This is a genomic window from Curtobacterium herbarum (assembly GCF_016907335.1).
In the GTDB taxonomy this organism is placed as follows: Bacteria; Actinomycetota; Actinomycetes; order Actinomycetales; family Microbacteriaceae; genus Curtobacterium; species Curtobacterium herbarum.
This window is the reverse complement of sequence record NZ_JAFBBT010000001.1, coordinates 1,705,292-1,727,393: the sequence shown is the minus strand read 5'-3', so window position 1 is coordinate 1,727,393 and position 22,102 is coordinate 1,705,292. Positions and strand designations below refer to the sequence as shown.

26 protein-coding genes are annotated in these 22,102 nt (G+C 71.3%); 10 read left to right on the top strand and 16 right to left on the bottom strand.

Annotated elements, in window-relative coordinates:
• Positions 1–49: 49 nt before the first annotated feature.
• From JOD51_RS08235 to JOD51_RS08210, 6 genes are all read right to left on the bottom strand, one after another.
• The gene (locus tag JOD51_RS08235; protein ID WP_204607814.1) at positions 50–1,306 is read right to left on the bottom strand and encodes a D-alanyl-D-alanine carboxypeptidase family protein; all 1,257 of its coding nucleotides are present in this window, start codon (positions 1,304–1,306) and stop codon (positions 50–52) included.
• 140 nt (positions 1,307–1,446) lie between these two features.
• On the bottom strand, positions 1,447–2,139 hold the full coding sequence (locus JOD51_RS08230) for a response regulator (protein WP_204607813.1): 693 nt from the start codon (positions 2,137–2,139) through the stop codon (positions 1,447–1,449).
• Positions 2,136–3,377: a sensor histidine kinase gene (locus JOD51_RS08225; RefSeq protein ID WP_204607812.1), complete on the bottom strand. Its 1,242-nt coding sequence runs from the start codon at positions 3,375–3,377 to the stop codon at positions 2,136–2,138. Before JOD51_RS08225 ends, JOD51_RS08230 begins: the two co-directional genes overlap by 4 nt.
• A complete protein-coding gene (locus JOD51_RS08220; protein WP_204607811.1) occupies positions 3,368–4,120 on the bottom strand; it encodes a hypothetical protein in 753 nt (250 codons plus the stop codon). The genes JOD51_RS08225 and JOD51_RS08220 overlap by 10 nt, the downstream gene beginning before the upstream one ends.
• A complete protein-coding gene (locus tag JOD51_RS08215) occupies positions 4,117–5,361 on the bottom strand; it encodes a glycosyltransferase 87 family protein (RefSeq protein WP_204607810.1) in 1,245 nt (414 codons plus the stop codon). The genes JOD51_RS08220 and JOD51_RS08215 overlap by 4 nt, the downstream gene beginning before the upstream one ends.
• Before the next feature lie 105 nt (positions 5,362–5,466).
• Positions 5,467–6,027: a phosphoribosyltransferase family protein gene (locus tag JOD51_RS08210; protein ID WP_204607809.1), complete on the bottom strand. Its 561-nt coding sequence runs from the start codon at positions 6,025–6,027 to the stop codon at positions 5,467–5,469.
• A gap of 53 nt (positions 6,028–6,080) precedes the next feature.
• On the opposite strand from JOD51_RS08210, the gene JOD51_RS08205 reads away from it, so the two are divergent.
• The gene (locus JOD51_RS08205; protein WP_204607808.1) at positions 6,081–6,500 is read left to right on the top strand and encodes a bleomycin resistance protein; all 420 of its coding nucleotides are present in this window, start codon (positions 6,081–6,083) and stop codon (positions 6,498–6,500) included.
• On the opposite strand, the gene JOD51_RS08200 is transcribed toward JOD51_RS08205, so the two are convergent.
• From JOD51_RS08200 to JOD51_RS08180, 5 genes are all read right to left on the bottom strand, one after another.
• Positions 6,461–7,054, bottom strand: coding sequence for a GNAT family N-acetyltransferase (locus tag JOD51_RS08200; protein ID WP_204607807.1), 594 nt, complete (start codon positions 7,052–7,054; stop codon positions 6,461–6,463). The two genes, JOD51_RS08205 and JOD51_RS08200, sit on opposite strands and share 40 nt — an antisense overlap.
• Before the next feature lie 60 nt (positions 7,055–7,114).
• Positions 7,115–7,603 (bottom strand): GNAT family N-acetyltransferase, encoded by a 489-nt coding sequence (locus tag JOD51_RS08195; RefSeq protein ID WP_239539815.1) that lies wholly within the window; start codon positions 7,601–7,603, stop codon positions 7,115–7,117.
• An 89-nt stretch (positions 7,604–7,692) separates the two neighbouring features.
• On the bottom strand, positions 7,693–8,436 hold the full coding sequence (locus JOD51_RS08190; protein ID WP_204607806.1) for a phosphorylase family protein: 744 nt from the start codon (positions 8,434–8,436) through the stop codon (positions 7,693–7,695).
• A gap of 100 nt (positions 8,437–8,536) precedes the next feature.
• Positions 8,537–9,766 (bottom strand): MFS transporter, encoded by a 1,230-nt coding sequence (locus JOD51_RS08185; RefSeq protein ID WP_204607805.1) that lies wholly within the window; start codon positions 9,764–9,766, stop codon positions 8,537–8,539.
• A 78-nt stretch (positions 9,767–9,844) separates the two neighbouring features.
• Positions 9,845–10,432: a DUF1349 domain-containing protein gene (locus tag JOD51_RS08180; protein ID WP_204607804.1), complete on the bottom strand. Its 588-nt coding sequence runs from the start codon at positions 10,430–10,432 to the stop codon at positions 9,845–9,847.
• A gap of 59 nt (positions 10,433–10,491) precedes the next feature.
• On the opposite strand from JOD51_RS08180, the gene JOD51_RS08175 reads away from it, so the two are divergent.
• A complete protein-coding gene (locus JOD51_RS08175) occupies positions 10,492–10,992 on the top strand; it encodes a GNAT family N-acetyltransferase (protein WP_259556774.1) in 501 nt (166 codons plus the stop codon).
• A 77-nt stretch (positions 10,993–11,069) separates the two neighbouring features.
• Here JOD51_RS08175 and JOD51_RS08170 read toward each other — a convergent pair whose 3' ends face one another.
• Positions 11,070–11,432 carry a hypothetical protein gene (locus JOD51_RS08170; protein WP_111073499.1) on the bottom strand — a complete coding sequence of 121 codons (363 nt, stop codon included), beginning with the start codon at positions 11,430–11,432 and terminating at the stop codon, positions 11,070–11,072.
• A gap of 40 nt (positions 11,433–11,472) precedes the next feature.
• On the bottom strand, positions 11,473–12,288 hold the full coding sequence (locus JOD51_RS08165; RefSeq protein ID WP_204607802.1) for a TrmH family RNA methyltransferase: 816 nt from the start codon (positions 12,286–12,288) through the stop codon (positions 11,473–11,475).
• A 96-nt stretch (positions 12,289–12,384) separates the two neighbouring features.
• Between JOD51_RS08165 and JOD51_RS08160 the strand changes: the two genes are divergently transcribed.
• Positions 12,385–13,278 carry an NAD-dependent protein deacetylase gene (locus tag JOD51_RS08160; RefSeq protein WP_204607801.1) on the top strand — a complete coding sequence of 298 codons (894 nt, stop codon included), beginning with the start codon at positions 12,385–12,387 and terminating at the stop codon, positions 13,276–13,278.
• A complete protein-coding gene (locus JOD51_RS08155) occupies positions 13,275–13,913 on the top strand; it encodes a histidine phosphatase family protein (RefSeq protein WP_204607800.1) in 639 nt (212 codons plus the stop codon). Before JOD51_RS08160 ends, JOD51_RS08155 begins: the two co-directional genes overlap by 4 nt.
• Positions 13,914–13,919: 6 nt before the next feature.
• Here the strand turns inward: JOD51_RS08155 and JOD51_RS08150 are convergent, their stop codons facing one another.
• From JOD51_RS08150 to JOD51_RS08140, 3 genes are all read right to left on the bottom strand, one after another.
• Positions 13,920–14,135: a hypothetical protein gene (locus tag JOD51_RS08150; protein ID WP_204607799.1), complete on the bottom strand. Its 216-nt coding sequence runs from the start codon at positions 14,133–14,135 to the stop codon at positions 13,920–13,922.
• A gap of 88 nt (positions 14,136–14,223) precedes the next feature.
• Positions 14,224–15,312 (bottom strand): glycosyltransferase family 4 protein, encoded by a 1,089-nt coding sequence (locus JOD51_RS08145; protein ID WP_204607798.1) that lies wholly within the window; start codon positions 15,310–15,312, stop codon positions 14,224–14,226.
• Entirely contained in the window at positions 15,309–16,244 is a 936-nt protein-coding gene (locus JOD51_RS08140) for an alpha/beta fold hydrolase (RefSeq protein ID WP_204607797.1), read from the bottom strand. The genes JOD51_RS08145 and JOD51_RS08140 overlap by 4 nt, the downstream gene beginning before the upstream one ends.
• Before the next feature lie 119 nt (positions 16,245–16,363).
• Here JOD51_RS08140 and treS point away from each other — a divergent pair, with 119 nt between their 5' ends.
• The 6 genes from treS to JOD51_RS08110 all read left to right on the top strand — a co-directional run bounded on the left by treS (position 16,364) and on the right by JOD51_RS08110 (position 22,009).
• Entirely contained in the window at positions 16,364–18,118 is a 1,755-nt protein-coding gene (treS, locus tag JOD51_RS08135) for a maltose alpha-D-glucosyltransferase (protein ID WP_204607796.1), read from the top strand.
• Between the two features lie 9 nt (positions 18,119–18,127).
• Positions 18,128–18,886 carry a 3'-5' exonuclease gene (locus JOD51_RS08130; RefSeq protein ID WP_372377834.1) on the top strand — a complete coding sequence of 253 codons (759 nt, stop codon included), beginning with the start codon at positions 18,128–18,130 and terminating at the stop codon, positions 18,884–18,886.
• 95 nt (positions 18,887–18,981) lie between these two features.
• Positions 18,982–20,112, top strand: coding sequence for a DUF475 domain-containing protein (locus tag JOD51_RS08125; protein ID WP_204607795.1), 1,131 nt, complete (start codon positions 18,982–18,984; stop codon positions 20,110–20,112).
• A gap of 42 nt (positions 20,113–20,154) precedes the next feature.
• Positions 20,155–20,742, top strand: a complete 588-nt coding sequence (locus tag JOD51_RS08120) for a TerD family protein (protein WP_204607794.1) — start codon at positions 20,155–20,157, stop codon at positions 20,740–20,742.
• Between the two features lie 28 nt (positions 20,743–20,770).
• The gene (locus tag JOD51_RS08115) at positions 20,771–21,352 is read left to right on the top strand and encodes a TerD family protein (RefSeq protein WP_204607793.1); all 582 of its coding nucleotides are present in this window, start codon (positions 20,771–20,773) and stop codon (positions 21,350–21,352) included.
• 78 nt (positions 21,353–21,430) lie between these two features.
• The gene (locus JOD51_RS08110; protein WP_204607792.1) at positions 21,431–22,009 is read left to right on the top strand and encodes a TerD family protein; all 579 of its coding nucleotides are present in this window, start codon (positions 21,431–21,433) and stop codon (positions 22,007–22,009) included.
• Positions 22,010–22,102 lie beyond the last annotated feature (93 nt).

Genomic DNA, 22,102 nt, shown 5'->3' with positions numbered 1-22,102 from the left:
CCCGCCCGGTCGCACGAGCGTCCGGGCGGGTCGCTCAGCTCCCGGCGGGTCAGCCGACGAGCGCCCGGTCGAGCTCCACGCCACGGAACGGGTTCGACCACCGCCACCAGACGCCCGGGTCCTCGATGGACCGGTCGAGCTCCAGCGGCACCGTCACCGGGTCGTGGTGCGACACCGTGAACCGCACCGACCCGACGCGCTCCCCCGCTGAGCCGAACGTCAGCGGCTCGAGCGATGTCTTCGCGGTCACGTCCGTGGGACCCCAGACCAGCAGCGAGGCCGCGCGGCTGGCGGTCGCGTCGACCTCGTCCTGCCACGGCGCCTGGTAGGTGCCGAAGGTCTGCCCGGCGTTCGTCAGCGTGATGGTGTGGAAGTCGTCCGCGACCGAGTGCAGCAGCTTCCGCACGTCACCGTCGAGCGAGTCGTGGTCGACCCCGCCGAGCATCGCCCCGATCACCGTCACCGTGCGGCCACCGCGCTGGTAGGTCGCCGCGAAGAGCAGGCAGGCGCCGGCCTCGTCGAGGGTGCCGGTCTTGATGCCCTCGACACCGTCCATGCCGAGCAGCTTGTTCGAGTTCTCGATGTCGCCGACACCCGGCACCGTCGCCTTTGCCGTCCCCACGACCTGCTTCACCAGCGGGTCCGCCAGCGCCAGCTTGCCGAGGTCCACCAGGTCCGTCGCGGTGCTCGTGTTCCGCGGGTCCAGGCCCGTCGGCTCCATGATCGTGGTGTCGTCGAGCCCGTGCGCGTCGAGCCACGTCGCCGCGGCCTTGCGGTAGCCGTCCATCGAGCCGAACGCCCAGAGCGCCAGCGAGCCGGCGTAGTTGTTCGCCGACTTCATCAGCATCACCTGGAACGCCCGGTACTCCGACAGCCGCAGGTCCGTGGGCAGCGGCGCGACCTCGCCGTTCTGCGCCGCGTACTGGCCGTACAGTGCCGCCATCTCAGGGGTGAACCGGATGTCCGGCCCCTGTTCGCCCGGCCGCAGCGGCTTCCGCTCGAGCACGACCAGGGCCGTGACGACCTTCGAGATGCTCGCGATCGAACGGGGCTTCCGGTCGCCGCTCGTCGTCAGGCTCTCCGGGAAGCCGTCGGCCTCCACCGCCGTGGCGCCGTAGTCGGGGAACCGGACGTCCGCGGCGCTCGCGGTCGGCGGACGGTACGTCGCCGTGCTGGCCGTCGCCGGGGCGAACGGCACGACCGCGGCGGCCACCAGGAAAGCGACGACGAGCAGGAGCACCGCGATGACGGCGACCGTCACGGGTCTCCGGATCGCGGAGCGGGGGCGGCGGACGACGTTCGGCACGAGACCGGATCGTACTGGAGGCCCGGGCTGGGTCCCTGGGACCGGCGCGGCTCGTCGCGGGGCCGGGGCGGGCCTCCCGGGCGGTGCCGCGGCCTCGTCGCGGACCCGGCGTCGCGGTCCGCGTGCCGGGCGCGGGCGTGTCACCGGCCGCCGTTCGGCGCCGACGGCACCGTGTCCCCCGGCAGGCCGTGGTCGTGCGCCCACACGACCAGGTGGACGCGGTCGCGCAGGTCGAGTTTCTGGAGGATGCTGCTCACCTGCGTCTTGACGGTCGACTCGCTGACGTACTCGGCCGCGGCGATCTCGGCGTTCGTCTCACCACGCGCGACGCGGGCGAAGACGACGACTTCGCGAGGGGAGAGACGGCCGAACTCCGCCGGTGGCTCGACGGTGGGCGTGCCTCCCGGTTCGTGCCGGTCGAGGAGCCGCGAGAGTTCGCCCGGTGCGAGGACCGCGTTCCCGTCGTGCACGGTGCGGATCGCGGCGGTGAGGAACGCCGGCGTCGTGTCCTTGAGCAGGAACCCCTGCGCTCCGCTCCGGATCGCGTCCATGGCTGCACGGTCGAGGGCGAAGGTGGTCAGCACGATCACCCGCGGGCGGACGTCGTCGGCCCGGCGGTCGGCGGCCAGTGCGCGCATGGTCGCGAGTCCGTCCATCACCGGCATCCGCATGTCGAGCAGGACGACGTCCGGGTCCTCCGCGTGGATGAGCACGAGACCGTCGGCGCCGTTCGCGGCTTCCCCGACGACGACCATGTCCTCCTGCGCGTCGAGGACCACCCGGAGTCCGGACCGGAAGAGCTCCTGGTCGTCGACCAGGGCGACCCGGATCACTCCGGTCCGCCCGGGGTCGTCGCGAGGGGGTTCTGCGCCTGGACGAGGGGGATCTGCGCCCGGACGCGGAAGACGTCGTCGCCTCGGTCGACCGCCAGGTCGCCGCTGATCGCGGCGAGCCGGTTCTGCATCCCGACGATCCCGCGACCACCACCCCCATCGCTCGGTGCGGCCGCGATCTGGTTCTCGGTCTCGATGGACAGGGTCGTGGCACTCCAGTGCTCGCGGAGCAGGACCGGGGTCTCCGGAGCCCCGTGGCGGACGGCGTTCGTCAGCATCTCCTGCACGACGCGGCGGATCACGAGTGCGCTGCGGGCCGGCACCGGGACCGGGGAGCCCTCGGCCGTCCGACGGACGTCGATGCCGGCAGCCCGGGCTTCGTCCACGAGCGCTTCGACCGCCCCGTGGTCGTTGGTCGATCGCACGGTGTCGTCGGTGTCGTCGAGGACGTCGCGGATCTCCGCCATCGACGACCGTGCCGCCGCTCCGATGGTGGCCGCCATCGCGTGCAACCGATCGACGTCGTCGACGAACGCCGCCGCGTCCGCCTGGGCGATGACCACCGTCAGCGCGTGCCCGACGACGTCGTGCACGTCTCGCGCCATCTCCGCGCGGAGCCGCTCGGATCTCGCGGCTTCGCCGGATCGTTCCGCGCTGACCTGCGCTCCCTCGCGCAGCGCCGTCTCGATCCGGGTCGTCCGACGGAGCCGGACGAGCAGACCGACGAGCCACGCCGACACGAGGACCAGCGCGGGTGCGAAGAGTGCCACCGCCTGGAGCTCGGTGGGTTCGTTGAGCAGTTGCGCGTAGCGCCCTCCGCCGAACGACAGGTCCCAGGCGGCGTAGAAGCCACCGAACGCGGCACCGAGCCCGGCGAGGACGACCACCGGGCGGGACCCGCGCGCCGCCGCTGTGGCGAGGACGATCATGTACGCCAGAGCGAGTGGGCTCAGGCGGTCTGCGTACACGTACGACTCGAGGCCCCCGAGGACGACGAGCAGCCCGAGGGAACCGGCAACCCAGGTGCGCCGGAGCGTGATCGCGACGAACGCGACGACGAGTGCCCCGGTGCCCGGCGTGACGAAGACGTGCACCGGGACCACGAGTTGCGCCAGCGCGGCGGCGACGACGACCGCGGCGAGCAGGGCGTCCTGCAGCAGGTGCCGACGCGACTCGGACCGCCGGAACGGCATCTGGGTCGACGCCAGCCGTCGTCGCGTCGCGGTGGTCAACAGCACGGCCGTAGCGTACGCGGCTGCCGCCCGCTCCGGGCAGCGTGTTCGATGGGGGCCGGCACGGGTGCGGCCCGTGGTTCCGGGTGGAGGACGACACGGTCGGCGGCGACGTCGCCCGGCCACCACGCGACGAACCAGCCCGCGGCGACCGTCGCCACCACTGTCGGCAGGTGCGGGACGTCGGCGGTCAGCGTCGTCGTCCCGGGCAGGACCCGTCCCGCGATGAAGGTCAGCGCGACGTGGTGCACGTCGTCGACGAGCCCGCCGCCGACAGCGCTCCGTGCTGCGCCCCGAGCGGTTCCGTCCGGCTGGGACAACCCGCGGAAGAGCAGCAGACGGTCCCGCACGAGCAGGCACAGGCGCGGCCCGGACCGCGTGGCCATGACGACGGACGTGATGTCTCCACGGGTCTCTGCCAGCTCGGTCGACGCCGACGTCAGGTCTCCGGTGCCGTCGTCGTCACCCGCCGCGCACCGACGTCGTGCCTGGTCGCTCGGCGCGCCGGAGGTCGGGGTCGCGGTCGGGGTCGGGGTCGCGGTCCACCCGTCGAGGTCCCGCTGCGTCGGCGACGTGACGACGACCGGTCCGGACCGTGGCGCCGTCGCCGCGCCCTGCCGCATCGTCTGGGGCGGCAGCAGTGCGACTCCGGCGAGCCAGACCGCGATCGCGACGGCGATCGACAGGGTGAGGCTGAGCGCGGTGCCCGCCAGCAGCACCGCGCCGGGCTGCGCGTGTGGACGGGTCATGCCGGCAGCGGCAGTCGTCGGGCGCCGTCCCGTGAGAGCGCCAGCATGGTGACGATGATGACCGCCGCGGAGATCAGCAGGGATTCGCGCCACAGCGGAGCGACGGCGAGCAGGGCCGGAGCATCACTGCTGATGAAGTCCGCGAAGCTCGGCCCCGGGATGGTCAGGCCGAGGACCACGACGGCGAACCACGCGCGGTGTGCCCGACGCTGCAGCTGTCCGAAGACGAGGACGGCGCCGGGGAGGATCCACACCCAGTGGTGGATCCAGCTGATCGGCGACAGCATGGGCGCGACGAGTCCGATGGCGATGACGGCCTCGGTGCCACGGCCCCGTCGGTGCAGGACCCTCGCCGCCATCAGGCCGATCACCGCGACGATCGCGATGACGACCGATGTCCAGGGGACGAGACCCGGAGCGAGCCCGGCGATCGCGCCGGTGACGGAGTTGTTGCCGGACGATGCGATGGCATGCCCCGTGAGGTCGACGCGGTCGGACAGGTGGAAGACGGTGTCGGTCCAGAAGTGCATGCTCATGTGCGGCAGGACGAGGAAGCCGAGCGCCGTCGCCGCGGTGAAACCGCCGGCGGACCAGGCGCACCGTCGCCACTGCCCGGTGACGGCGAAGAAGACGATGAACAACGCCGGGGTCAGCTTGATCGCGGCAGCGAGACCGATCAGGACTCCGACCGGTCGGTTCCGTCCGGCGATCCGTCGAGGTCCGAGGACATCGACCAGGACGAGTGCCATCAGCATCAGGTTGACCTGGCCGTAGACGAGGTGCTGGATCACGATCGTCGTGCCGCAGGCGAGGACGAGCATGACGACCTGGCGAGGCCGGACGGTTCCCCGCTCGGAAGACCCGTCGAAGAACAGGACGACCATCGCGATCAGGGCCACGCTCAGCACGGTCCACCCGAGGTACGCCCCCTGCCAGTTCAGCAACGCCGTGGGGAGGAGTGCGATGGCGGCGAAGGGTGTGTACGTGAACGGCATCCCGCCGGGGCCCAGCTTCGGGTCCAGCACGTTGCCCGCGTACAGATCGCCCCCGTGGAGGAGGACCGGCACGCTCGATCTGTACACCAGGAAGTCGACCGGCAACATGTGTGGCAGGGCCGAGAGCACCGAGAACACCACCGTCACCACGGCGGCCACAGCGACGAACGCGACGGTTGCGCGTCGAGTCCACCACCGCCTATCGGGAGGCACGATCGTGCTGACAGGGAAGGTGTCGGTGGTCATGTTTCGACGCTATGGCGCACCTGTACCGCCCCGGATCGGCTCAGGACCGAAGGCGATGGGTCCCGAGACCGAAAGGGGATTCGTCCTCCCGGCCGATGCGCGAGGTCAGTCGTCGCGCCCGTCCAAGGGCGACAACTCGTCCATCGTGACGAGCCCTCGCAGCATCGGGAGTCGTGCGCGCGCCGCCCGGCTCGCCTCGTCGACGACCACCGCGACGCCGACCAGGTCCGCTCCGGCATCGGCGACCAGGTCCGCGACCGCGAGGGCCTGGCTGCCGGTCTCGATCCAGTCGTCGACCAGGACGACCCGCTGCCCGAGAGCGAACAGGTCGCGGCGCGCCGACAGGGTCCGCCGGTTCCCGCGGTAGTCACGGTCCGTCGTCCGCTCGACCAGCGGTCCGGGGAACAGCGCGCCGTCCTTCCGGACCGGGGCGAAGCCCACTCCGAGCGTCAGCGCGACGGCCGGAGCGAGGACGAAACCGCGGGACTCGATGCCGATGACGAGGTCCGGCCGATCATCCTCGACCAGTGCGGCGAGCCCCGCGACGATCCCGGCCAGCGCCTCGGACGACCGGAACATCGACCAGGTGTCGGCCGCACCGTCGATCCAGCGGAAGTGCTCGAGGACGAGTGCTCGGCCGCGGTCGACGGCGTCGTGGTTGGTCACACCCCGACGCTAGGGCAACGCTGTGCTGCCTCGCCGGATGCCACGATGGTGCCGTGACCGACGTCCTCGAACCCGCACTCGTCCCGGAGCTCCTCGTCGCCGATCTGGACCACAGCCTGGCGTTCTGGTGCGGCCTCTGTGGCTTCACCGTCAGCTACGCCAGGCCCCACGAGCGCTTCGCGTACATCGTGCTCGGCTCGGCGCACCTGATGCTCGAGCAGGCCGGGGTCGGCCGCAACTGGGTGACGGGGCCCCTCGACCCTCCGCTCGGCCGTGGCGTGAACCTCCAGATCAGCGTGTCCGACAGCGGGGCGCTCGCCGCGGTGCTGCGCGACGCCGACTGGCCGCTCTTCATGGAGCCGGAGACGAAGTGGTACCCGGTCGGCGACGGAGAAGCCGGAGTCGAGCAGTTCCTCGTGCAGGACCCCGACGGTTACCTGGTGCGGTTCCAGTCCTCGCTCGGGCGGCGCTGACCGTCGGCTGCGACCTCGAAGACGATCTCTCGGCCGTCTTCCTCGTCCCACTGCTCGCCGTTCTCGACGAAGCCGTACGCGGCGATCAGGGCGAGTGAGGCGGCGTTGTCCGGGCTGACGGTGGCGCGCACCGTCTGCACGTCGGGATGGTCTCGGGCGACCGCCAGGAGGATCTCGAGCGCCCGCCTGGCGTACCCCTCGCGTCGATGGGCAGGGTCCACGCGGTACCCGACCTCGACCATGCCGTCCGCGTCCGGAGGCCCGTGGAAACCGGCGGCACCCACGGGCACGGTGACCGCCGGATCGACGATGAACCGCGTGACCCAGGGCGCGTCGCCCGGGCTCTCGCGGATCTGCTCGCTCCTCATGCGCCACAGCGAGGCGCACTCGGGGCCGGCGAGCCACGGCGACACGGCCCGACGAATGGTCCGACGAGTGGTGGCGTCGGTCCAACCCGCGGCGAGCACGTGCAGCACGGCCTCCGGCACGACGTCGAGGTGGACGGCGGACTGTCCGGGTTGCGGATGGTGCCACGGTGCGTTCGTGATGGTCATCAGTCAGCAGAGTGGCACAGCCGGTGCGCGCCTGCGGCCCTGATCTCCCGGACCGTCGGCTCACCGGACGAGTCGCACCGTCGTTCCGAGCGGCCCGAAGCTCGAGGTCGCGCCGTCGGCGGTGAACCCGTTCCGGCGGTAGAAGGAATGGGCTCGAGGATTGTCCGCTGCCACCCAGAGCGACGCAGGACGTCCGCCGAGCACCCGGTCCAGGAGCGCTCGACCGGCTCCCGTTCCCTGTGCGCGTTCGAGCAGGTAGAGCATGGCGAGTTCCTCGGGGCGGACCGCCTCGGGCTCGACGGTGCGTCGGGCGGCCGCGAACCCGACCACGCCGGTCGGATCCTCGGCCACGGCTGTGGAGAAGACCCCGTCTTCCAGGTACGTCCGCCACATGCCGATCCGCGGGTCGACGTCGAACCAGGGGTTCGTGTCCGGATCGTCGATCAGCCTGCCGTACGTCTCGCGCCAGGAGGTCGCATGCACGTGGGCGATGCTCACGGCGTCCTCGAGACGCGCGGGTCGGATCACCATCGAATCCGTCGGTCCCATGTGGCGACGCTAGCAAAGGGTTCGACGAGCGCGTGGGTCTGCACTGACGGACGCGGAACCCGGCGCAGTGTCGATGGCTGGCTGGTCGACTACCGGACGCTCAGGTCGATCGCTGTCCGCAGCAGTGAGGCTCGACGGCCGGATCTCGTCCACGCACGCTCCGCCCACACCTCGCCGGTCAGGTCGTCCCCGCTGTACAGAACGTGGCCGTACCGGACACCCCGGAACCGCGCGACGGCAGCGAGGGAGGCGGCTTCCATCTCGACAGCGACACACCCTTCCGCCCGCCGGCGCGCGGTTCGTCCTCGGGTCTCACGGAAGTCCGCGTCGGTGGTCCAGGTCACACCGGCCGCCGCTGGTAGACCAGCGTCGACGTGCCCATCGACGAGGCGTCGGACCTCGTCCTCGTCGAACTGCAGCATCCGGCTGGCCGGGACGTAGTGGAAGGACGTCCCCTCGTCCCGGAGGGCAGCCGAGACCACCAGCACGTCGTCCTTCCCGAACGACGGAGCGATCGCGCCCGCACCGCCGACGGCGATCGCCGCACGCACGCCCGACGCGATGGCCTGTTCGAAGCAGTGGGCGCTCAACGGACCACCGACACCTGGATGGAACACCGCGACGTCCCGGTCCGGCGTTGCACGGATCGCCATCCCACCGAGCTGAGTACTGAAGGCCCCGATCCGTTCGAGCTCCCCGTCACGCTCCATGGTGTCGATCGCTTCGGGGAAGAAGCAGAGGACCGCGGCGGACGGGAACCGCCCGTCCACGTGGACCGGAGACGGCCGCAGGACCGGCTCGTCGTCGTCGAGTTCCTCCAGCGGCAGGCGCACGAGTTGCACGCTAGCGGATCGGACGACAGCCGGAGTGGGGTGTCCAGCGGTGGGGCGAGGAGACCGGGAAGGCCGACGGTCGCGGTTCCGAAGCGGACCGTCAGGAGCGTGCGATGACCCGACCGGATCGTCGCGCAACCGCCGCGAGGACGGGTTGCGCAGTGGCGAGCGGGACGCAGAGCAGGCCGAGGACCCACCAGGTGCAGGCGACGTGCAGGTGTGCGATCAGCTGCGTCCCGACGAGTGGTCCGATCGTGGCGGCGATGCCCCAGCTGATGCCGAAGACGGACATGTACCGAACGCGCGACGCTGCCGGAGCGATCGCCGCGACGAGTGCGGAGGCGTGTCCGAGGAGCACGAGGTCGCCGAGGCTCCACACGGCCGTCGCGGCGATCAGCCCGGGCAGGTCGGCGGCGACGCCGTTGAGGACGAAGCCGACGCCGAGCACCAGGAAACCGATCGCCAGCGCGGCGAAGTGGCTCAAGCGGGTGAGCGGGCCCCGCACGACCAGCGGCTGCCCGAGGACGATGACCAGGGCCGAGACGGCGAAGAGCACACCGACCAGGGACGGCTGGATCCCGTCCGCGCGCAGTGTCAGGGGAAGCGCGACCTCGAGCTGCAGGTACAGCACGGCGAAGCCCGTGCCGGTGACCAGCAGGCCGATGAGTATCGGGTCCAGCCACGGACTCCGCACCACTGCGGGCGGAGCCGACGCACGATCCTCCGGCTCGTGTCCCCCGCGACGCGGCCGCAACCCGACGAGGACGAGGGTCGCGCACCCCAGGCACGTCACCGCGTCGGCCACGAACAGCAGTCGGAGGTCGACGCCACCGACGGTCGCCGCGAGGACGCCGGCGAGCACCCCGGCGACGGCGAGTGCAGCCGAGTACAGCCCGTACGCGGCGACCCGCTCGCGGTCGCCCTCGACGACGTCGGCGACGAGTGCCTGGGACGGCGGTTCGTAGATCTCGAACGACAGGCCGATGAGCACCGCTGCCGCCGCCGCGGTCACGACGCCGGGCGCCGCCGCGAGCAGGAGTTGGAACACCGCGGTGAGGGTGAGGCCCCAGACGATGGTGGCGCGGTGGCCGATCCGGTCGCTGAGGAGGCCGCCGATCAGTCGCGAGGGGATCGTCGCCACCCCGAAGAGGGCGACGATCGCCCCGGCGGTCTGCACCGGGACGGAGAAGTCGTCGACCAACACGACGGCGAGGAAGGGCAGCGTGAAGGCTCCGAGGCGGTTCACGGTCCGGGCGGCGACGAGCAGCCAGACCGCAGGCGGCAGCGCTCGCCACCGTGACGGCACCGCCCGACCCCAGCTCAGACCCACGCGGTCACGGTACCGAGTACCGGAGACAGGCCGGACCGCTCGCGCGACCGGTTCGACCGTCAGCGCAGCGGCACCAGGTCACTCCCCCGGGTGCAGGCTCGTGTCGGCGGCCCCGGTCCGCCAGGCGGTGAAGTGCACGGTGAGGTCGTCCCGCGACGGCGCGCAGCACATCGGCCCGGCGCCGACCTCGGCGTCCGGGTCCAGGGGTGCCACGCGGACCAGACGCCACGGTTCGTCGTCGACCCGGGCTCGGACGGTCAGGGCATCGCCGGAGCGGCTGGCGCGGATCGTGACGAGGCGGCCGTGCCACTCGGGGACGGGCGCGAGCGACCAGTCGGAGACGCCGCGGGTGACGACGGCGCCGAGGCTGTCCTGGTCGTCACTGCGTTCGACGCCGGCCTTGGTCCAGGTGCTGTCGTCGACCTTGACGAAGATGCCGGCCTGGTCGAACTGGGCGGAGAAGTCCAGGTGGAACGACACCTCCATCGCGGTGTCCTGGGCGAACGGGGCGAGGAGGGCGTGCTCGGTGTCGTGCACGAAGCCGTACGAGGTGATCCGCCAGGCGTCGCTCTCCTCGACCGCGGTGACGCGCATCCCGTCGCCGGACACCTGCACGTGTGCGGGGGCGGTCGTCCAGCTGCCCGCGTTCCAGTCGATGTCGTTCATGCCACCGAATGTACGGCGTCGGCGAGGACGACCGGGTTCCGGCTCCGTACGATCGACGTGTGCCGTCGATCCGCTCCGCCCGCCCCACGGACACCGCCACGATCGAGGCCATCGAGGACGACGCCGACCAGCTGCTCGTCGAACGGCTCCGCCCCGGGTCCTGGCCGCCCGCCGCATCCGGTGCCGACCGTCTGGCCCAGCCCGGCTTCCTGCTCGTCGTCGCCCTCGACGACGGTGACGTCGTCGGGTTCGCCCACGTGGTCGAGGTGGACGGCCTGTGCCACCTCGAGCAGCTCTCGGTGCGCCCGGAGCACTCCCGCCGGGGGCTGGGACGGAGGCTCGTCACGGCCGCGGCGGACCGTGCCCGGCGGCTCGGGCACGAGCGCATCACCCTGCGGACGTACGCGGACGTCCCCTGGAACGCCCCCTTCTACCGATCGGCCGGCTTCGTCGAGGAGCAGCCCGTCACGGCGTTCCACCGCTCGCTCGTCGAGACCGAGCACCGTCTCGGCCTCGACCGGTACGGACGGCGCGTGCAGATGGCCGCCGACCTGACCTGACGCGCCATCGGCGCACCCGGCCGCCCGCCCGTCAGGGCTCGGGGCCGGGTGCCGGTGCCGAACGTTCCGCCCGCGCGCTACGCCTTCTCGTCCACGAGCGCCACGAACCGGCTGCCGACGCCCTCGACCTCGTGCCGGACGAAGCCCGCGGTCGGCTCGGGTGCCTGGTACGGCGCGTGGTAGTCGCACATCAGGTGGTCCCAGTCCGGCCACCACTTCTTCGGCCGCGCCTCTTCCGAGTACCCGCAGACCACGCAGTCCAGGCGCACCCAGACCTTCTTCGCCCCGGTGCGGTTCGCGCGGGACTGCACCAGCCACGCGGGCGGGTCCTGCTCGATCGCCGTCAGCTCGGCCTCGCTGAGGCGCGTGGGGATCCCGTGGTGGGTCGCCATCTCGAGCGTGATGTCGAGACGGACGGCGGCGTCGCGGCGGGAGAGCATCCGACCAGCCTAATCCCGGCCGCGCGGACCGGGCAGCAGGTCAGCGTGCCCGCTGCGCGTGCGCGACCGCCCACAGGCCGACGGCGCTCGCCGCGGCCACGTTGAGCGAGTCGACGCCGTGGTGCATCGGGATCCGCACCGTGGTGTCGGCAGCGGCGACCGCGGCCGGGGTCAGGCCCTGTCCTTCCGTGCCCATGACCAGGGCGACGCGTTCCGGCACGTCGGCGACGAACGCCTCCAGGTCGACGGAGCGGTCGGTGAGCGCCATCGCGGCGACGTGGAAGCCCTGCGCGCGGAGGTCCTCCCCCGCGGCCGGCCACTCCCCGATCCGCGTCCACGGGACCTGCAGCACGGTGCCCATGCTCACGCGGACGCTCCGTCGGTAGAGCGGGTCGGCGCAGCGCGGGCTGACCAGGACGGCGTCCGCCCCGAGACCGGCAACGCTGCGGAAGACGGCTCCGACGTTCGTGTGGTCGACGATGTCCTCGAGGACGACGACGAGCCGGGCGTCGCGCACGACGTCGGCGACCGAGGGCAGCTCCGGCCGGTGCATCGCCGCGATGGCCCCGCGGTGCATCCGGAACCCGGTGAGCTGCTCGAGCAGCGCGTCGGAGCCGACGAAGACCGGGCCGTCGTGCTCGGCGACCAGGGGCAGCACGCTGTCCAGCCACTTCTCCTGCACCAGCACGCTCCGCGGCGCGTGCCCGGCACGGACGGCGCGCTCGATGACGGTGTTCGACTCGGCGATGTAGAGCCCGCCCTCGGGCTCCGTCACGCGGCGGAGCGCCACGTCGGTGAGCCGGGCGAAGTCGTCCAGGCGCGGGTCGTCGAGGGAGTCGATGCGGACGGGGTGCACGGTGCTCGTTCCGGTCGGGAGGATCGTGGTCGGGTCGCCGACGTCGGCCCGGGGAAGGACCGGGGACGCTCGGCGGTTGAGGGTACCGTGGACACGATGGCGACGAGCGACGGCACAGGGACGACCGTGGGGACCGACGGGACCGTGACGGACGCGACCGCCTCCGACGTCGACCGGGCGGTCGCGGTCCTCCGCGGCAAGCGCATCGCCGTCCTGACCGGCGCCGGCGTCAGCACCGACTCCGGCATCCCCGACTACCGCGGCGAGGGCCGTGTGGTCCGGAAGCCGATGACGTTCCAGGAGTTCCTGGCCGACCCCGCGAAGCGCCAGCGCTACTGGGCCGGCTCGCACCTGGGGTGGCGGACCTTCGCAGCGGCGCGGCCGAACGACGGCCACCGGGCGCTGGCCGCACTCGAGTCCGCCGGGGTCGTCGGCGGCATCGTCACCCAGAACGTCGACGGCCTGCACCTGCGCGCCGGTTCCCGTCGGGTGGTCGAGGTCCACGGCTCGATGGACCGTGCCCTCTGCCTGACCTGCGGGCAGGTCTTCTCGCGCGCCGACCTGGCCGCCGTGCTGGACCGCGAGAACCCGTGGATCGACGAGCCCGGTTCGGTCCAGCTGCAGCCGGACGGGGACGTCGAGATCACCGACGTCGAACGGTTCCGGGTGCCCGACTGCACGGTGTGCGGCGGGGTGCTGAAGCCCGACGTGGTGTTCTTCGGCGAGTTCGTGCCCGCCGAGAAGTTCCGCGAGGCCGTCTCGATCGTCGCCGAGGCCGACGCCCTGCTCGTCGTCGGTTCGTCGCTCACCGTGAACTCCGGCGTCCGGCTGCTCGACCACGCCACCCGTCGGAAGCACCCGGTCGTCATCGTCAACCGCGGCGCGACCCGGAGTGACCGCCGGGCCGCGGTGAAGATCGACGCGGGCACGACCGAGACCCTGGTGGAGCTCGCGGCGCGTCTGACCGCGTCTGCGATGATCGACGGGTGACGACGCTCCTCTACCTGGTCCGCCACGGCGAGACCGACTGGAACCGGCAACGACGCATCCAGGGGTCGACGGACGTGCCGCTGAACGACACCGGTCGCCGGCAGGCCGCCGAGACCGCCGAGCTGCTGACGCGCCGCCGGTTCGACGCCGTCGTGTCGTCGCCGCTGTCCCGGGCGCTCGAGACCGGCACGATCATCGCGACGCGGCTCGACCTGCCCGAGCCGTCGACGTACGACGGACTCCGCGAACGCTCCTACGGCGACGCCGAGGGGCTCACGCACCCGGAGATCGAGTCCCGGTGGCCGCACGACGCGGTGCCGGGGCGCGAGTCACGGGCGGCGCTGCTCGACCGGGTCACCGAGACCCTGGCCGAGATCGCGGTCCGGTTCGATGCCGGTGCGGTCGTCGTCGCGACCCACGGCGCGGTCATCCGGACCGTGGTCGACGCCGCGGCGCCGGGCACCATCGAGCGCTCGACCGTGCCGATCCGGAACGGTTCGGTGCACTCGTTCCGCTGGGACCCGGAGCGCTTCCGCGCCGAGCTCGTCCGCTCCGACGACCCGATCGAGGACGTCTCGGACGCGCCCGGCCGCTACGCGTTCGAGTACCAGAACCCGCTCGAACGCCGCAGCTGAGCCGCGTCAGACGCCGGAGCCGCCCGTGTAGCCGGTCCCACCCGCGGTGCGGGCGGCCTGCGCCTCGGCGACGCGCAGGTCGTGGTCGGTCGCGCCGCTGCCGTGCGGGACGCCCGCGTCCGGCAGGTCGCGCAGCAGACGTGCTCGGCGGCGGTCGGCGACCGCCATGCCGCCGGCGACGGCCACGATGACGACACCCACGGTGATGAGCGTGATGAACATGGTTCCCCCGTCCGACGGGAGGCCCGTGCCCCCGTCCCCTCCACCGTAGCGTCCCCGAGACCGACCGACCAGGGCGCGGACACCGCGCTCAGCGGTGACGCGCCTCCCGGTCCGCGACCGCGCGCTCGACGGCACGGACGACCTGTTCGGCGGAGTCCTGCCATCGGAACCGGGCCGCCTGCGCGACCGACGCCTGCGAGGCGGCGTCCCACCGGGCCTCCAGTCGGCGGACCGCGGCTGCGACGGCGGACGGTGACGACGGGTCGAAGTACTCGGCGACGTCGCCGCCGATCTCGCGGAAGATCGGGATGTCGCTGACGACGACCGGCGTGCCGACGCCCATCGACTCGACCAGCGGGATGCCGAAGCCCTCGTCGTACGAGGCCGTCGCCAGGGCGGTCGCCGACCGGAGCACCGCGCGGTACTCCTCGTCGCTCGCGCCGTCGTGGAAGACGACCGCACCGGCCGGGGCGAGCCCGCTGAGACGCGCCCGGTCGGCGTCGGACACGCGCGACATGCAGTGCAGCGTCCAGTCCGGGCCGAGCAGAGGCAGGGCGGCCGCCAGCGTCTCGACGTTCTTGTACGGCATGAACGAGCCCATGTAGACGAGCGACTTCTGCCGGGGGGCGTCGGCGTCGCGGGGCTCGGCCGGGTCGGCGGCGTTGTACGCCACCGTGACGGGACGGTCCGTCAGACGGTGCTCGGCGATCAGCCCGGCGGTCGTCTCGGAGACCGTGACCACACCGTCGGCACCGTTGAGCAGGAACCGCTGCGGCCACCAGGCCAGGTGGAACGCCCGCCACCCCAGCCGGAGCGGCCACGAGAACTCGCGCGGAGGTGTGCGGTTCCGGTAGTAGATGAGGTCGTGCAGCGTGAGCACGAGGGCGTACCGGCGCCCACGGGAGCCCATCGTCTGCATCGGCGAGAACACGGCGTCCAGGCCCAGGCGGTTGACGTGCCGGGCGACCAGGGGCTCCCCCGCGTCGGTCGGCGCCGGCACGAGCTCCCACGGCATCCCGGCGGGCAGGGAGTCGAGCTGGCGTTCGTCGGAGACGAGCAGCACGGCGTCGTGTCGGTCGGGCAGGTGGGCGGCGACGCCCGCCGTGAAACGGCTGATCCCGTCGTGCCGGCCGATGCGGACGTAGCGGCAGTCGATGCCGATCCGGAGCCGGGTCACGAGGTCTGCATCCGTCGGAGGACCGCGCTCGCGGCGGCGGCCGGGGTCTCGTAGTGCACCAGGTGGCCGACGCCGGGGACGACGACGAGTTCCGCGTCGGCGAGACGCTCGGCCAGGGCGCGCTGCTCCGGGACGGCGGTGATGTCGTCGTGCTCGGCCGCCACCAGCAGGGTCGGCACGCTGATCCGGTCGGCGAACTGGGCGACGTCGTGCGTGACGGAGGTCCGGAACGCCTCCAGCACGCTGGTGCGGTCCGCGAAGGCCGAGAAGTACCGGTCGTGCTGGTCGTGCACCCACCGCCGGAGCGACGGCCGACGCGACTTCAGCATCGCGATGCTCATCGCCCGGACGATCGCCCGGTTGCGCAGCAGACCGAGTCCGAGTGGCCGGGGCAACCAGGCGCCGAGACGGTAGTACGCGATGGCGATGCCGGTGCCGACCGCTCGCGGCCCCTGCAGCGCGGGTGCGGCGATCGGGTTCACCAGGACCAGCAGTCGGGTGTCGAGTCCGGCGGCGACCGCGGCCGACACGACGATCGACCCGAACGAGTGGCCCAGGACGACGGTGTCACGATCGAGCCCGAGTGCGTCGCGGAAGCCCTCGAGCCAGTGCACGTAGCCGTCGAGGTCGGACGTCGGGAGCGGGTCGGACACGCCGAAGCCGGGCAGGTCGGGCACGATCACGCGGACGCCGGTCGGGTGTCCGGCGACCAGGTGTGCGGCGATCGACTCGAGCCCGTGGTGGTCGCCGCGGAACCCGTGCACCGCCAACACGGTCGCCGGGGAGCCTGGTGCGGCTCGGCTGCCGGCTGCTGCCGTGGCGGGGCCGTACTCCCAGAAGTGCGTGGTCCGGTCCTGGACCTGGACCGTGCGGTGCACGACGGGGGTGGCCGCCATCAGCGACTGGTACGGGGACAGCACGGGCGGTTGCATCCGCGTCAGTCTAGGGAACCTCTCCGCCGCCGAGGTGTGCACGTCGGGGGTGCCGCCGCTAGCGTGTCCGGGGCGGCCTTCCTGCTCTGGCGGGCCGTCGACGACCTTCGAGGAGCACGGTGTCCTTCACAGCCCCGATCCAGCAGCCCGGACTGACCCTCGACCCGCTCTGGTACAAGCGCTCGGTGTTCTACGAGTGCATGATCCGCTCGTTCGTCGACTCGAACGGCGACGGCACCGGCGACCTGCAGGGCCTGATCAGCCGCCTCGACTACCTGCAGTGGCTCGGCGTCGACGCGCTCTGGCTGCCGCCGTTCTTCCGCTCCCCGCTGCGCGACGGCGGCTACGACATCTCCGACTACCGGGCGATCCTGCCCGAGTTCGGCACCCTCGACGAGTTCCGCGAACTCGTCACGAAGGCGCACGAGCGGAACATGCGCATCGTCATCGACATGGTGATCAACCACACGAGCGACCAGCACGAGTGGTTCCAGCAGTCGCGCGAGGACCCGGACGGCCCCTACGGCGACTTCTACGTCTGGCGGGACACCGACGAGGAGTACTCCAACATCCGCGTCATCTTCGTCGACACCGAGGAGTCGAACTGGACCTTCGACCCGGTCCGTCGGCAGTTCTTCTTCCACCGGTTCTTCTCGCACCAGCCGGACCTCAACTACGAGAACCCGGCCGTGGTCGAGGCCGTCTACGACGTCGTCCGACACTGGCTCGACCTCGGTGTGGACGGGCTGCGGCTCGACGCCATCCCCTACCTGTTCCAGTCGGAGGAGGGCAACGGCGAGGGTGAGCCGGAGACCCACGAGTTCATCAAGAAGCTCCGCACGATGATCGACGACGAGTACCCGGGCCGCGTGCTCATCGCCGAGGCGAACCAGTGGCCCCGCGAGACCGCGGCGTTCCTGGGCACCGACGAGGAGCCCGAGTGCCACATGGCGTTCGACTTCCCGGTGATGCCGCGCATCTTCTACTCGCTCCGGGCCCAGCACGCCAAGGAGTTGCAGGCGATCCTCTCCGAGACGCTCGACGTGCCCGAGACCGCCGCCTGGGGCGTCTTCCTCCGCAACCACGACGAGCTCACGCTCGAGATGGTCAGCGAGGAGTACCGGCAGGCGATGTACGGCTGGTACGGGTACGACCCCCGGATGCGCTCGAACATCGGCATCCGTCGTCGCCTGGCACCGCTGCTCGACAACTCCCGTGCCGAACTCGAACTCGTGCACGCCCTGCTGTTCTCGCTGCCCGGTTCCCCGTTCCTGTACTACGGCGACGAGATCGGGATGGGCGACAACATCTGGCTGCCGGACCGTGACTCGTCCCGCACCCCGATGCAGTGGACCCCGGACCGGAACGCCGGGTTCTCGTCCGCCGACCCGGGCAAGCTGTTCCTGCCGGTCGTCCAGTCCCTGGTGTTCAACTACGCCCAGGTGAACGTCGAGGCCCAGCTGGCACAGTCGCGGTCCCTGCTGCACTGGATCCGCAACGTCATCCACGTGCGGAAGGCCCACCCGGTGTTCGGGATGGGGTCGCTCGCGGTGCAGCAGACGTCGAACGACAGCGTGCTGGCGTTCGTCCGGTCCTGGGCGGGCTCCGGCTCGGACCAGCAGTTCGGCCCGAGCGCCGAGGACGTGCTGTGCGTGTTCTCGTTCGCCCACAACCCGACCTCGGTGACGATCACCGCTCCCGAGTACGCGGGCCGGCCGCTCGTCGACCTGTTCGGCGGCGGTGCCTTCCCGTCCTTCGACGCGGACGGCACCGTCACCCTGACCCTCGGCACGCAGGCGTTCTACTGGCTGCACGTCGGACAGGGTGCAGAGAACGCGAGCGCGCCTCGCGGGGCTGTCGGTGCCGTTGGCTAGCCTGACCGCGTGACCTCCCCCGCTGCCGAGCTCGACACGGCGACCCGGCCCCCGCAGGACCTGACCACCCGACCCTGGTGGCACGCACTCGGGGTGTTCGACCTCGAGACGACCGGCATCGACGTCGAGACGGCACGCATCGTCAGTGCGCACGTCGGCCTGATCGACATGACCGGGCGCTCGATCGTCGAGGGCACCTGGCTCGCCGACCCGGGCATCGAGATCCCCGAGCAGGCCGCGGCCGTGCACGGCATCACGACCGAACGCGCCCGGGCCGAGGGACGACCCGCCGGTGAGGTCGTGGCCGAGATCGTCGCCGCGGTGGAGGCCGTGTTCGCCCGCGGGATCCCGCTGGTGATCTACAACGCCCCGTACGACCTGACGCTGCTCGACCGGGAGGCCAAGCGCCACGGCATCGCGTCCCCCGTGATCGGCAACGTGGTCGACCCGCTGGTGATGGACAAGGCGCTCGACACCTACCGGAAGGGCAAGCGGACGCTCGAGGTCGCCTCGCAGCTCTACGGCGTGCAGCTCGACGACGCGCACGACGCCGGCGCCGACGCGATCGCCGCCGGCCGGGTCGCCCAGGCCATCGCCGTGAAGTACGCCGACGAGCTCGACGTCAGCGCCGAGGAGCTGCACCGCAAGCAGGTCGCGTGGTGCGCCGAGCAGGCCGCCTCGTTCCAGGAGTACATGCGGAGCAAGCGCGACCCGACGTTCACCGCCGACGGCCGTTGGCCCCGTCGGCACTCGGCCCCGAGCATGTAGCATTCCGAGAGGGGGAGGGCCGGACAGCGCCGTCCCCTCGACGACCGCACTGCAGGCACCGTCTGCACCGCACGCTCAAGGGGAGATCCGCGCACGTGTTCCTGAAGACCTTCGGGTGGTCCCTGGCCATCACCGTGCTCGCACTGGCCATCGCGCTGGTCTACGGCGGATGGAGCGCGGTCATCATCACCGCGATCCTCGGCGTGCTCGAGATCAGCCTCAGCTTCGACAACGCGGTCGTCAACGCCCGCATCCTCGAGCGGATGAACCCGTTCTGGCAGAAGATGTTCCTCACCGTGGGCATCGTCATCGCGGTCTTCGGCATGCGCGTGCTCTTCCCGCTGCTGATCGTCGGCGTCACGGCGTCGCTGAACCCGGTCGAGGCCGTGCAGCTCGCGCTCGAGAAGGGCCCGATCGACGAGCCCGGCACCTACGCGTACCTGCTCCACGAAGCGCACCCGCAGATCGCTGCCTTCGGTGGCATGTTCCTGCTGATGATCTTCCTCGACTTCATGTTCGAGGAGCGCGACATCCTCTGGCTGCGCTGGCTCGAACGCCCGCTGCTCTTCATCGGCAAGCTCCCGATGGTCAACGTCATCGTCGCCCTCGTCCTGCTGGCCGTCGCGGGCACCACCGCCGGCGACCACCAGTCGACGGTCCTGATCGCCGGCATCGCCGGACTGGTGACGTACTTCCTGGTCACCGGGCTCGGCGGGCTGTTCGACGTCGACGACCCGGAGGACGACGGCAACTCGTTCGAGAGCACCGGCGAGATGGTGGCCGAGGCGAACCGCATCAGCAACAAGCGCCGCGTCGGCAACGTCGCCGGCAAGGCCGCGTTCCTGCTGTTCCTGTACCTCGAGGTCATCGACGCGTCGTTCTCGTTCGACGGGGTCATCGGGGCCTTCGCGATCACCGCCGACCCGATCATCATCGCCCTCGGACTGGGCCTCATCGGTGCCCTCTTCGTCCGGTCTCTCACCGTCTTCCTGGTCCGACAGGGCACGCTGGACGAGTTCGAGTACCTCGACCACGGTGCGCACTGGGCAATCGGTGCACTCGCGGCCATCCTGCTCGTCACGATCACCACCGAGGTGAACGAGGTCGTCACCGGCCTCATCGGCGTCGTCTTCATCCTCGCCGCGTTCATCTCGTCGGTGGTGCGCAACAAGAACAAGGCCGACGACCACGAGTCGGCCGACGACCACGCAGCCGTCGCCTCCTGACGGTCGCGACCAGGACTGCACCACGACGAAGGGTTCACCGCAATGGGTCTCAGCCTCCAGAAGGGCCAGGCGCTCTCGCTCACGAAGACCGACGGCAGCGCACTGTCGCGCGTCCGTCTCGGTCTCGGGTGGGACGCCGTGGCGACGAAGCGCGGACTGTTCGGCGGCAAGAAGTCCGCGGACGTCGACCTCGACGCCTCCGCGATCTTCTTCGGTGCCGACGGCCAGCCCGTCGACTACGTCTGGTTCAACCAGCTCCGCAGCAAGGACGGCTCCGCGCAGCACACCGGTGACAACCTCACCGGGGACGGCGACGGCGACGACGAGGTCATCCGCATCGACCTCAGCGCGGTGCACGGCGCCGTGCAGCAGATCGTCTTCGTGATCAGCAGCTACAGCCGCCAGACGTTCGACAACGTGCAGAACGCCTTCTGTCGGGTCGTCGACGACTCCACCGCCGGTGCCCCCGAGGTCGCCCGCTACCAGCTGACCGATGCCGGCCAGCACACCGCGATGGTCATGGCGAAGGTGTCCCGCACCGGAGCAGGATGGACCTTCACGGCGATCGGCGAGCGTGCCGACGGCCGCACCGTGCAGGACCTGGTCGGCCCCGCAGCCGCCGCGCTCTGACGGCACATCCCAGACGGAAGGACGATCGATGGCGACCCTCTCGCTCTCGAAGGGCAACAACCTCTCCCTGACGAAGACCGACCCGGGCCTGCAGCGGGCCATGATCGGTCTGGGCTGGGACCCGCGCACGACGGCGGGCGAGCAGTTCGACCTCGACGCCTCGGCGCTGCTGGTCGGGGCGAACGGCAAGGTCCGCTCGAACGACGACTTCATCTTCTACAACCAGCTGCAGTCGGTCGACGGTTCGGTCGTGCACCAGGGCGACAACCGCACCGGCGAGGGTGACGGCGACGACGAGCAGATCCTCATCGACCTGGGCCTCGTCTCGCCCGACGTCTCGCGGGTCGTCATCGTCGTCACGATCGACCAGGCCGACGCCCGCCACCAGAACTTCGGTCAGGTCCGCGGTGCCTTCTGCCGTGTGGTCAACGACGAGACCGGCAACGAGGTCGTCCGCTTCGACCTCACCGAGGACGCGGCGTCCGAGACCGGCATGATCTTCGCGGAGATCTACCGGTACGACAACGAGTGGAAGTTCCGCGCCGTCGGCCAGGGCTACGCGACCGGCCTCCGCGGCGTCGCCACCGACTACGGCGTCGTCCTCGACTGACGGTCACCCGACACACCCGAGGCACGCGACGCACCCCGCGTCACCGACGACGCTCCCCCACCACGAAAGGACCCGATCATGGCCGGACTCTCCCTCAGCAAGGGCGGCAACCTCTCCCTCACGAAGACGAGCCCCGGGCTCACCGTCGCCACCGTCGGCCTCGGCTGGGACCCGCGTACGACGGCCGGCGAGGCCTTCGACCTCGACGCCTCGGCGCTGCTCGTCGGCCCGGACGGCAAGGTCCGCTCGGACGCCGACTTCATCTTCTACAACCAGCCCAAGAGCGCCGACGGCTCCGTCGAGCACAAGGGCGACAACCGCACCGGCCAGGGCGAGGGCGACGACGAGCAGATCGCCATCGACCTGCAGGCCCTGCCGGCCGACGTGGACCGCGTCGTCGTGGTGGTGTCGATCGACCAGGGCGAGGCGCGCCGGCAGAACTTCGGCCAGGTCCGCAGCGCGTACTCGCGCGTGCTCGACCAGGACGGCGCCGAGATCGTCCGCTTCGACCTCTCTGAGGACGCCGCCCCCGAGACCGCGATGATCTTCTCGGAGATCTACCGCAGCGGTGCCGAGTGGAAGTTCCGCGCGGTCGGGCAGGGCTACCAGTCCGGTCTCGCTGGCGTGGCCACCGACTTCGGCGTCAACCTCGGCTGACCCCAGCCCGACCAGAACGACCAGAACGACCAGAACGACCAGCAGCAGCAGCACCACCCAGCACCACCCAGCAGCATCCAGCAGTTCCACCTC